This is a genomic window from Ephemeroptericola cinctiostellae (assembly GCF_003339525.1).
Taxonomy (GTDB): domain Bacteria; phylum Pseudomonadota; class Gammaproteobacteria; order Burkholderiales; family Burkholderiaceae; genus Hydromonas; species Hydromonas cinctiostellae.
Genome location: NZ_CP031124.1, coordinates 1,031,987 through 1,044,143, shown reverse-complemented (window position 1 = coordinate 1,044,143; position 12,157 = coordinate 1,031,987). Strand labels below are relative to the sequence as shown.

Sequence of the window (12,157 nt, the reverse complement as noted above, 5' to 3'; positions counted from 1 at the left end):
TTTAAATACTTGACTGTCTAATTTTACAGATGAGGACCTGACAAAAGTAAGGCCCTCACCATGGACTTATTTAAAACCGATCACCAATGGAAACCTGCACCCACAGCGGCGCCAAATTGCTTTTGTGTATCCCCCGTCACCGTTGCGCGGACAACCCACTTGCCATTGTCAGTCACCTTCGACAAGCCAACAGCCATAGCCGTCTGACCGTTGTAAGTGCCCACAGACGCACCAACCATGCCTTTACCAGGGAAAATCGACTGAGGAATGGTTGCTGCCGCCATCGCAGCCGCAGTACCAGCGGAAGCAAGATTACTCGATTTATTGATCGAATTGGTCAAACTGCCTTTCAAGTCTTTCAACTGATTCACATTCACCGCATCCGTGCCGTTTACGCCTTCAGCCACATTGGTGATCCGACGTTCACTGCCCGCAGAACCGACCGATACCGTATTGGCCTCATTGGCCACCGAGTTCGAACCCAAAGCCACAGAATTAGCCGCCGAAGCCGTCGCGCTCGTACCCATCGCCAACGAATTGGTCGCACTGGTCGTGGTCACAGCCCCATTGCCCATAGCCACTGAACTGTCACCATTCGCCACCGAATTAGGACCAATCGCCACCGAGTTATTGCCCACAGCCTGCGCGCCCGCCTCCGTTGAATTGGCTTGGAAATACTTCGTACCTGCATTGTTAATGACATTCACCGTCGTTGACAAAGAAGACACCGAAGTAGACAACGAAGCCACCGCACTGTTGGTTGAGCTCAAGCCAGTCGAAGTCAAAGTTGACAACGACGCAATCGCACTGCCCGTCACCGTCGACAACGAAGCAATCGAACTGTTCGAAGTACTCAAAGTCGTCGAAGCCATCGTTGACACCACCGTCGACAACGACGCAATTGAACTACCCGTCACTGTTGACAACGAAGCGATCGAGCTACCCGTCACTGTCGACAACGAAGCGATCGAACTGCCCGTCGCCGTCGACAACGAAGCAATTGAACTGTCCACAGTACTGAAACCAGCAGAAGTCGCAGTTGACAACGAAGCAATGGTACTGTTCGCCGTACTCAAAGTCGTCGAAGCCATCGTTGAGACAGTTGTTGACAATGACGCCACCGCAGAATTAACCGAACTCAAACCTGTCGAAGTCGAAGTTGACAACGAAGCCACCGCACTGTTGGTTGAGCTCAAGCCAGTCGAAGTCAAAGTTGACAACGACGCAATCGCACTGCCCGTCACCGTCGACAACGAAGCAATCGAACTGTTCGAAGTACTCAAAGTCGTCGAAGCCATCGTTGACACCACCGTCGACAACGACGCAATTGAACTACCCGTCACTGTTGACAACGAAGCGATCGAGCTACCCGTCACTGTCGACAACGAAGCGATCGAACTGCCCGTCGCCGTCGACAACGAAGCAATTGAACTGTCCACAGTACTGAAACCAGCAGAAGTCGCAGTTGACAACGAAGCAATGGTACTGTTCGCCGTACTCAAAGTCGTCGAAGCCATCGTTGAGACAGTTGTTGACAATGACGCCACCGCAGAATTAACCGAACTCAAACCTGTCGAAGTCGAAGTTGACAACGAAGCCACCGCACTGTTCGTCGAACTGAAACCTGTTGAAGTCGAAGTCGACAACGAAGCCACCGCACTATTCACCACATTAAACGACGTTGAGGTCAAAGTCGACAACGAAGCAATTGAGCTGTCAACGGTGCTAAATCCAGTCGAGGTTAAGGTTGACAATGAAGCCACGGTTGAATCCACTGTACTGAAACCAGTTGAAGTCAACGTGGACAACGAAGCAATCGAACTGTTCGCCGTACTCAAAGTCGTCGAAGCCATCGTAGACACCACAGTCGACAATGAAGCAATCGAACTGCCCGTCACTGTTGACAACGAAGCCACTGCCGAATCCACAGTACTCAAACCTGTCGAAGTCGATGTTGACAATGAAGCCACAGCTGAATCAACGGTGCTCAAACCTGTCGACGTTGAAGTCGACAATGAAGCTACGGTCGAATCTACCGTGCTCAAACCTGTCGAAGTGGAAGTTGACAACGAAGCCACGGTCGAATCCACCGTACTGAAGCCTGTCGATGTTGACGTCGACAATGAAGCCACTGCTGAATCAACGGTGCTCAAACCAGTTGAAGTCAAAGTTGACAACGAAGCAATCGAGCTATTCGCCGTACTCAAGGTCGTCGAAGCCATCGTAGACACCACAGTCGACAATGAGGCAACCGCACTACCTGTCACTGTTGACAATGAAGCCACAGCTGAATCTACCGTGCTCAAACCAGTTGAAGTCAAAGTCGACAACGAAGCAATCGAACTGTTCGCCACACTCAAGGTCGTCGAAGCCATCGTAGACACCGCAGTCGACAATGAAGCAATCGAACTACCTGTCACTGTTGACAACGAAGCCACAGCTGAATCCACTGTGCTCAAGCCTGTCGAAGTTGAAGTTGACAATGAAGCCACGGCTGAATCCACAGTGCTCAAACCTGTTGAGGTTGAAGTCGACAATGAAGCCACGGCTGAATCCACAGTGCTCAAGCCTGTCGAAGTTGAAGTCGACAATGAAGCCACAGCTGAATCAACGGTGCTCAAGCCTGTCGAAGTTGAAGTCGACAACGAAGCCACGGCTGAATCCACAGTGCTCAAACCTGTTGAGGTTGAAGTCGACAACGAAGCCACAGCCGAATCCACAGTGCTCAAACCTGTTGAAGTCGAAGTTGACAATGAAGCCACGGCTGAATCCACAGTGCTCAAACCTGTCGAAGTTGAAGTCGACAACGAAGCCACAGCTGAATCAACGGTACTCAAACCTGTTGAAGTTGAAGTCGACAACGAAGCCACAGCTGAATCCACAGTGCTCAAGCCTGTCGAAGTTGAAGTCGACAATGAAGCCACGGCTGAATCCACAGTGCTCAAGCCTGTCGAAGTTGAAGTCGACAACGAAGCCACAGCTGAATCCACTGTGCTCAAGCCTGTCGAAGTTGAAGTCGACAACGAAGCCACAGCCGAATCCACAGTGCTCAAGCCTGTCGAAGTTGAAGTCGACAACGAAGCCACAGCTGAATCCACTGTGCTCAAGCCTGTCGAAGTTGAAGTCGACAACGAAGCCACAGCCGAATCCACAGTGCTCAAACCTGTTGAAGTCGAAGTTGACAATGAAGCCACGGCTGAATCCACAGTGCTCAAACCTGTCGAAGTTGAAGTCGACAACGAAGCCACAGCTGAATCAACGGTACTCAAACCTGTCGAAGTTGAAGTCGACAACGAAGCCACAGCTGAATCCACTGTGCTCAAGCCTGTCGAAGTTGAAGTCGACAATGAAGCCACGGCTGAATCCACAGTGCTCAAACCTGTCGAAGTTGAAGTCGACAATGAAGCCACGGCTGAATCCACAGTGCTCAAGCCTGTCGAAGTTGAAGTCGACAACGAAGCCACAGCTGAATCCACTGTGCTCAAGCCTGTCGAAGTTGAAGTCGACAACGAAGCCACAGCTGAATCCACTGTGCTCAAGCCTGTCGAAGTTGAAGTCGACAATGAAGCCACGGCTGAATCCACAGTGCTCAAGCCTGTCGAAGTTGAAGTCGACAACGAAGCCACAGCTGAATCCACTGTGCTCAAGCCTGTCGAAGTTGAAGTCGACAACGAAGCCACAGCCGAATCCACAGTGCTCAAACCTGTTGAAGTCGAAGTTGACAATGAAGCCACGGCTGAATCCACAGTGCTCAAACCTGTCGAAGTTGAAGTCGACAACGAAGCCACAGCTGAATCAACGGTACTCAAACCTGTTGAAGTTGAAGTCGACAATGAAGCCACGGCTGAATCAACAGTGCTCAAACCTGTTGAAGTTGAAGTCGACAATGAAGCCACGGCTGAATCAACGGTACTCAAACCTGTTGAGGTTGAAGTCGACAATGAAGCCACGGCTGAATCAACGGTGCTCAAACCTGTTGAGGTTGAAGTCGACAATGAAGCCACGGCTGAATCCACAGTGCTCAAACCTGTCGACGTTGACGTTGACAATGAAGCCACTGCTGAATCCACAGTGCTCAAACCTGTTGAAGTCGAAGTCGACAATGAAGCCACTGCTGAATCCACAGTACTCAAACCTGTTGAAGTCGAAGTCGACAACGAAGCCACAGCTGAATCCACTGTGCTCAAGCCTGTTGAAGTCGAAGTTGACAATGAAGCCACGGCTGAATCCACAGTGCTCAAACCTGTCGAAGTTGAAGTCGACAACGAAGCCACAGCTGAATCAACGGTACTCAAACCTGTTGAAGTTGAAGTCGACAATGAAGCCACGGCTGAATCAACAGTGCTCAAACCTGTTGAAGTTGAAGTCGACAATGAAGCCACGGCTGAATCAACGGTACTCAAACCTGTTGAGGTTGAAGTCGACAATGAAGCCACGGCTGAATCAACGGTGCTCAAACCTGTTGAGGTTGAAGTCGACAATGAAGCCACGGCTGAATCCACAGTGCTCAAACCTGTCGACGTTGACGTTGACAATGAAGCCACTGCTGAATCCACAGTGCTCAAACCTGTTGAAGTCGAAGTCGACAATGAAGCCACTGCTGAATCCACAGTACTCAAACCTGTTGAAGTCGAAGTCGACAACGAAGCCACAGCTGAATCCACTGTGCTCAAGCCTGTTGAAGTCGAAGTCGACAATGAAGCCACTGCTGAATCCACAGTGCTCAAACCTGTTGAAGTCGAAGTCGACAATGAAGCCACTGCTGAATCCACAGTACTCAAACCTGTTGAAGTCGAAGTCGACAACGAAGCCACAGCTGAATCCACTGTGCTCAAGCCTGTTGAAGTCGATGTTGACAACGAAGCCACTGCTGAATCAACGGTGCTCAAACCTGTTGAGGTTGAAGTCGACAACGAAGCCACTGCTGAATCAACGGTGCTCAAACCTGTTGAGGTTGACGTTGATAACGAAGCCACAGCTGAATCCACCGTGCTCAAGCCTGTCGACGTTGACGTTGACAAAGAAGCCACGGCTGAATCAACGGTGCTCAAGCCTGTCGAGGTTGAAGTCGACAATGAAGCCACTGCGCTGTTAGTTGAACTCAAGCCTGTTGATGTCGATGTCGACAACGAAGCCACTGCGCTATTGGCTGAACTCAAACCTGTTGATGTCAATGTCGACAATGAAGCCACTGCGCTACCCGAACTACTTCCTCCACCAACACTTGAAGACAAAGAAGCAATGCTACTTTGTGCCACGCTCATTGCCGCATACAATTGCGAGCCATTGATCGCATCGGTACTGGTTGATGTAATTTCACCTGGGGCAACATTAACCAGTTGACGTTCAGCACCTGCACTGCCTACAGAAACGACCCCAGAAGCGGTACCAGCAAAACCTGAATACGTGACACCACCAACTGTCGCCGATGACACTTGCTGCTTTTGTTTGTCTGCTGAGGAGTCGCCAAGAATGACGTTGTTGTCATAGATTGCTTTGATGCTGTTACCGAAAACCACAGTTTTCTTTGCCAATGTCACTGTATTGTTGTTACCAACGGCCATTGAGCTGTCTGAATTGGCATCCACCGTGTTGGAATTACCGATGCTGATGGCATTATTACCCAATGATGTTGAAGAGCTACCCAATGAAATCGTATTGGCCGCATTGGATGAGACCGTATTCGCACCAATTGCAATGCTATTTGAGTTACCTGCGTATGCATTTTGACCAACAGCCAACGCATAAGAATTAAGCGATTTTGCACTTGAACCGATCGCAATGGCATCCGATGTTGTTGCGCTTGCGCTAAGACCCATCGCAATTGTCCGGTCACTGGTTGCATGTGACGTATTACCGACCGCAATCGCATTGTTATTTGTTGCAGAAGCATTCACACCGACCGCAATCGAGTTTTCACCGCTGGATGTCGTGCTATCACCAATGGCAATGCTGTCCACAGCCGTTGCCGATGAAAAATACCCAAGTGCAACTGTTTTGGTGGCCATGGCTTTGGCACCAAAACCAAACGCGCTTGCGCCAAGGCTTGTCGCACCTGAACCCACACCCACAGCAGTTGAATCCACACCAAAAGCACTTGAACCTGCACCCAAGGCAACGGAGTAGTCGTTTGTGGCCTGCGCATACAAACCAACAGCAGTGCCCGTGACACCTGAAGCTGTTGCCATTGCACCCACGGCCACAGCACCCGCTGTTGAAGCTATTGAGCCCGTACCATTTGCAACAGAAGCATCACCAGAGGCCAAAGTACTGCTGTATACACTCGGAACGGTCGCAATCCCACCAATGCTACTGCCCCATAAGGGTTTGATGTCATCGCCACCAATGCCAATAGCACCATAACCTGTTGCGGTCACATTCGCACCCACCGCAATCCCTTGGTTGCCTGCGGTGCTGTACGCGCCCAAAACAACACCTTGTCCTTGTGACGCAACTGAAGCCCAACCAATTGCAATGGCTGATTTTGCTGAAGCAGTGGCGCCACCAATCGCAATCGTTTGAATGGCTGATGCTGTCGAATGCCCGCCAATCGCCACCCCACCATTTTGCGTTGCCGAATCAATCAAGGCGCTGGCGGTGCCCGTCGATAAAACACCAGCCGAATTAACGGTTCCAATGATCACCTGTGCATGAGCCGCATTCAAAAGAGAGAACAAGGACAACGCAATCGCTACAGATGCTTTTTTCTTACCTTTGGCCTTGGTTATCTCAGAAACAGCGACCCACGTCCCCAACTCTTCATTGTAGACAAGATTGTATGTTTTATTCATTATTCAGACCTTTATGCGATTAAAACTTAATTGAACACCACTATTTAGTTAAACTACTTAAATAAAAAACTCAATTAATTTAAAAAACTTAACTAAAAAAACGATATTTTATCTATAAATAAATCCAATTAACACAAAAAAAATGGTTTAAAGAAATTTAAATTGATATCCAACCAAAAAATGTAAATGATTTAAGCAAAAAAGCAACAAAATAATTATTTAGATATAGTTAAAAAATACATTAAAAATCAAACACACCAATTTCAAACTTATTTAAACGCAATAAAATTTTATTGAAATCAACAAGTGAAAGATTAATTGATATTTAATGGGCGCATTCAACCTTAAACAACGCATAAAATGGATCAAAGAATGCCAATTGACTGGCATTGTCGCCCCACGGAGAAACCTGAACATGCCTCTTGCGGGCAAAAAAAATCCCACCTTACGGTGGGAAATTCAATATGGAGAGAGCTTTATAATTAAATTTTACATGTGATTTATTATGGGTTAATGTGACTGGTCAACACACTACCAGCAACGCCAGCAACAAACAAATCATCTTTCACAGAATCCACTCGAATGGTGCGAGCACATGCACGGCCATCGTCTTTAAAGGCATGCAAGCTGTCTGGAGCGAGGTATACTGAAATTTGATCACCAATCACATGATCCGTATCGCCCAATTGGCGAACCGTCATGGTTTCTTCTGCATTGGGCACGCGAACATACAAGTAAGATGATTCACCCAGTTTTTCAATAAACTCAACAGTCCCTTGAATCACATTATCGCCATCACCTTGCACCATGGCCGTGTGTTCTGGACGAATGCCGATTTCTAATTTGCTGCCAGCAGGCATGCCCACAGCATTGATGCGCGCTTTGATCAATTTGTGACCGATTTTAACCACGGCCCCATCAGGTTCAGCACTTTCAAGCACACCATCGACAAAGTTCATTTTAGGTGAGCCAATAAAGCCCGCCACAAATTTATTCACGGGAAAGTGATACAACTCAAGTGGTGCACCACACTGTGCAATTGAGCCATCGCGTTGAACAGGTTCACCCGCATTAAGCAAAACAATTTTATCCGCCAAAGTCATCGCTTCTACTTGATCATGGGTCACATAAATCATGCTGGCGTGACCAATGTCTTTGTGCAAACGGGCGATTTCAATGCGGGTTTTCACACGCAATGCCGCATCCAAGTTTGACAAGGGTTCGTCAAACAAAAACACGCCGGGCTCACGAACAATCGCACGACCAATCGCCACACGTTGACGCTGACCACCTGACAACTCTTTCGGCAAACGCTCAAGCAAATGATCCAGCTGTAAAATTTTAGCGGCATGGCTCACTTTTTTATCAACAGTGCTTTCTTCCGTTTTTGCCACTTTCAAACCAAAACCCATGTTTTCACGCACCGTCATGTGTGGATACAGAGCATAGCTCTGGAACACCATCGACACGCCGCGTTCAGAGGGTGCTGCTTCATTCACGCGTTTACCGCCAATTTGAAGCTCACCACTGGTGATGTCCTCTAAGCCCGCAACCATACGCAAGAGGGTTGACTTACCACAACCAGATGGACCGACGAACACACAAAATTCTCCATCTTTGATGTGTAGATTCACATCACGAATGGTATAAGGATTGTCCCCGTAGCGTTTATGTACGCCTGTAAAAAGTAGTTCAGCCATTTTTTATTTTCCTTTTTTTGAAAAATGTTGTCGTTGGTTTAAATAAAACACCTCTATTCAATCCACGCCACCACGGTTTGCCACGCGCTCAAGACCAAGTCCTTTTGTCCAATGCCCGCTGCCAACTCTGTTTGCGGAAAATCCGCGAATGCTTGAATGACGGCATCGTTTGGTAAGCGATACGTCGTTGGCGTTGCCGCCAAATTAAACACACACAACAACCGTTTGCCTTCAAAAGCCCGTACAAATGCAAAAATGTCATCCTGTGCAGGTAAAACCTGCATGGTGCCTTTTAATAAAACAGGCAATTGCTTGCGTTGATGCAAACAGTTTTGATAGTGACTCAATAAGCTATTTGCATGGCTTTGTTGGTCAACCGCCAAATCAAAATGCGTTTCAGCCACAGGCAACCATGTTTTTTCTGCACGGCTAAAACCCGCATTAAGCTCATTTTTAGCCCACGGCATGGGGGTGCGACAGCCATCTCGCCCTTTAAATGCAGGCCACATGGTGATGCCATATGGATCTTGTAATTGTTCAAAAGTCAATTCAGCTTCGGGCAAACCCAGCTCATCGCCTTGATACACACATGGGCTGCCACGCACACACAACTGCATTGCGGCATAGGTGCGCAAAGCCGCATCATCGGCCTCCCAACGTGTTGCTAAACGCATCACATCATGATTCGACAAGGGCCACGATGGCCAACAACCTTCTTTCGCACGCAACTCATACTCTTCAATTGCATTGCGAACCCAAACCCCTTTGTGCATCTCCCCCAGCAACTTGAACGTATACGTCATGTTCAGCTTATCACCGCCCTCAGTGTAAGCCACCATGATGCCAATTGAGTCATCATCACCCAATTCACCCACCGTCATGATGCCTGGATAGCGATTGAGAAACTGGCGCAAACGTTGAACAAAAACAATGTTCTCAGGTTGAGATTTGTCATACACATGCTTTTGCCATGCATACGGATTGGATGAAGGCGCACTGCCATCGGCCTCTTTCGGACGGCCATTTGGTGGGTTATTGCGCAACAATTGATCATGCACATAAAAGTTGGCCGTATCCAAACGGAAACCATCCACCCCCAAATCCAACCAAAACTGAGCGGCTTCCAGCAATGCCAATTGAACCTCTTCATTGTGAAAGTTCAAATCAGGCTGGCTGGTTAAAAAATTATGCATGTAATACTGCTCACGCCGTGTATCCCATTGCCACGCAGACCCACCAAAAATCGACATCCAATTGGTCGGCGGTGTGCCATCATCCTTGGCATCCGCCCACACATACCAATCGGCTTTCGGATTGACTTTATCCGCACGGCTTTCAATAAACCACGGATGCACATCGGCCGTATGGCTCATCACTTGATCAATCACCACACGCAAGCCCAAGCCATGCGCCTTTTTAAGCAACATTTTAAAATCATCCAACGTGCCAAACATGGGATCAACATCACAATAATCCGACACATCGTAGCCAAAATCTTTCATTGGCGACTTGAAAAAAGGTGACAACCAAATGGCATCCACACCCAAATCAGCAATGTACGGCAAACGAGAAATAATGCCTTGCAAATCCCCAATGCCATCATCATTTGAGTCCTGATAGCTGCGCGGATAAATCTGATAAATCACCGCACCACGCCACCAGTCAGGATCACTTTGATTGGCTGGATGTTGCAAAAATGTTGTCATGCCTAAAACCCTCTTCTCTTAATGTATGCCTTTCAATGCAGCGAAAGAAACATGGAACTCCCAATTAACCTTTAACTGCACCTGCCGTCAAACCAGAAACAATCTTGCGTTGGAATGCCAATACCATGGCAATCAATGGCAAAGTCACAATGACCGATGCCGCCATGATTTTGCCCCAAGGCAATTCATGTTCGCTGGCACCACTCAATAAAGAGATCGCCACAGGCACAGTACGTGAATCATTGCTGTTCACAAAAGTTAACGCAAACATGAACTCATTCCAAGCAGCAATGAAAGCAAGCAAACCTGTGGAAACTAAAGCAGGCCACATCAACGGCATGAACACGTCTTTGATGATGCGCCATGGTGTGCAACCATCCATAATCGCAGCTTCTTCAAGCTCTTTTGGCAAATCACGCATGAACGTGGTCAACACCCACACAGTGAACGGTAAAGTGAAAATCATGTAAGGCAGAATCAAACCCAACGTTTTGCCGTACAAACCAAAGGCTCGCATCATTTCAAACATCCCCGACAACACCGCCACTTGCGGGAACATGGAAACCGCCAACACCACCATCAACAAGAAGCCGCGACCTTTAAAATTCACACGCCCTAGAGCGTAAGCAGAGGTCACGCTCACAAACAACGACACAACAACAACCAATGTTGCGACCATGATCGAGTTCAGCAACGGCTTAATGAATGACTGATCAGGATTGGCAAACAAATCGCGATAGTTGTCCCACTTGAAGCTGTCAAATACCATTGATGAATCATACAAAGCAGCACCCGTACGGAACGACGTGATGATCGCATAGTAAAACGGGAACACAGAAAAAATCACAATCACCGCAACCAGCAACCAAAAGCCGATTCGATATCCCAATTTATTAGACATGATGTATCCTTTTTTATTTTTGATGCAACGAGGTCAATGCCATCCATTAACCCCGTAAGCCATGGCATTTCAAGCAGAGATAAAATCAATCCACTTTTAATTTACTGAATTTCATATATGCGATTGTGCATGCACCAATGATCAAGAACAACACAGTTGCAGCCGCGGAACCAAAGCCCACATTGGCGTTGTCAATCATTTCTTGACGCACATAACCCGACATGGTGATGGTTTCTTCACTGTTCGAAGTCAACACATAAATCAAATCAAACACCCGCAAAGCATCCAACAAACGGAAAATCACAGCCACCATCAGCGCAGGTTTAATCAAAGGCAAAGTGACCTTGAAAAACACTTTAACAGGATGAATGCCATCCACTTCAGCGGCCTCATAGCAATCTTTAGGTAACATTTGCAAGGCGGCTAAAATCAACAAAGCCATAAATGCCGTGGTTTTCCACACATCCACCAACACAACTGAAAATAAAGCCAAATGCGGATCCGCCACCCACGCTTGAGGTGCCACACCAATGTAACCCAAGATGTGATTGAGCACACCAAATTGGTCATTCATCATCCAGCCCCACATTTTTGCAGAAACGATGGTTGGAATCGCCCAAGGCACCAACACCGCAGCACGAACAATCGCCCGACCTTTAAATTCAGCATTGAGAACCAACGCCACAATCGTTCCAAGAATCGTTTCAAGGGTCACAGAAATCAGTGAGAAAATCAATGTATTGGAAATGGCTGAACCCCATTTATCCTGAATCAAAGCTTTGCCCGTGGCAAACAAGCCATACTCACCAAAATAATTCTCTAACCCAATAAATTTATTACCACTTCTCATGGTGTCAATGGTTGCATCGGTGAAGCTGAACCAAATGGTTCGCATCAACGGCCAACCCGCCACACAGAATAAAATGACAAGCATAGGCGCTAAAAATGTCCATGCACTGCGCACCCGCTGACGGGTTAATGCGCTTTGTTGAGCCTGACTCATGATATGGTCTCCTGTTGTATCGCTTGTAGAAGAGACCCACACAGCATCAGTCTGTG

7 protein-coding genes and 2 pseudogenes are annotated in these 12,157 nt (G+C 47.7%); 2 read left to right on the top strand and 7 right to left on the bottom strand.

The window, feature by feature from the left end:
• Positions 1–80 precede the first annotated feature (80 nt).
• Entirely contained in the window at positions 81–5,564 is a 5,484-nt protein-coding gene (locus DTO96_RS13210; protein WP_192879035.1) for a YadA-like family protein, read from the bottom strand.
• Here DTO96_RS13210 and DTO96_RS12755 point away from each other — a divergent pair.
• Positions 5,500–5,730 carry a hypothetical protein gene (locus DTO96_RS12755; protein ID WP_192879019.1) on the top strand — a complete coding sequence of 77 codons (231 nt, stop codon included), beginning with the start codon at positions 5,500–5,502 and terminating at the stop codon, positions 5,728–5,730. The genes DTO96_RS13210 and DTO96_RS12755 overlap by 65 nt on opposite strands.
• Before the next feature lie 155 nt (positions 5,731–5,885).
• On the opposite strand, the pseudogene DTO96_RS13180 reads toward DTO96_RS12755, so the two are convergent.
• Positions 5,886–6,188: pseudogene (locus DTO96_RS13180) on the bottom strand (hypothetical protein); the annotation flags it as partial.
• Here DTO96_RS13180 and DTO96_RS13175 point away from each other — a divergent pair.
• Positions 6,133–6,363, top strand: coding sequence for a hypothetical protein (locus DTO96_RS13175; protein ID WP_114562462.1), 231 nt, complete (start codon positions 6,133–6,135; stop codon positions 6,361–6,363). The pseudogene DTO96_RS13180 and the gene DTO96_RS13175 sit on opposite strands and share 56 nt — an antisense overlap.
• 326 nt (positions 6,364–6,689) lie before the next feature.
• On the opposite strand, the pseudogene DTO96_RS13170 reads toward DTO96_RS13175, so the two are convergent.
• From DTO96_RS13170 to DTO96_RS04800, 5 genes and pseudogenes are all read right to left on the bottom strand, one after another.
• Positions 6,690–6,791 (bottom strand): annotated as a pseudogene (locus tag DTO96_RS13170) (ESPR domain-containing protein); the annotation flags it as partial.
• Between the two features lie 503 nt (positions 6,792–7,294).
• On the bottom strand, positions 7,295–8,491 hold the full coding sequence (locus tag DTO96_RS04815; RefSeq protein WP_114562460.1) for an ABC transporter ATP-binding protein: 1,197 nt from the start codon (positions 8,489–8,491) through the stop codon (positions 7,295–7,297).
• 53 nt (positions 8,492–8,544) lie between these two features.
• Positions 8,545–10,197, bottom strand: a complete 1,653-nt coding sequence (locus DTO96_RS04810; RefSeq protein WP_114562459.1) for an alpha-glucosidase family protein — start codon at positions 10,195–10,197, stop codon at positions 8,545–8,547.
• Positions 10,198–10,261: 64 nt separating this feature from the next.
• Entirely contained in the window at positions 10,262–11,098 is an 837-nt protein-coding gene (locus tag DTO96_RS04805) for a carbohydrate ABC transporter permease (RefSeq protein WP_114562458.1), read from the bottom strand.
• 85 nt (positions 11,099–11,183) lie between these two features.
• On the bottom strand, positions 11,184–12,101 hold the full coding sequence (locus DTO96_RS04800; RefSeq protein ID WP_114562457.1) for a carbohydrate ABC transporter permease: 918 nt from the start codon (positions 12,099–12,101) through the stop codon (positions 11,184–11,186).
• Positions 12,102–12,157 lie beyond the last annotated feature (56 nt).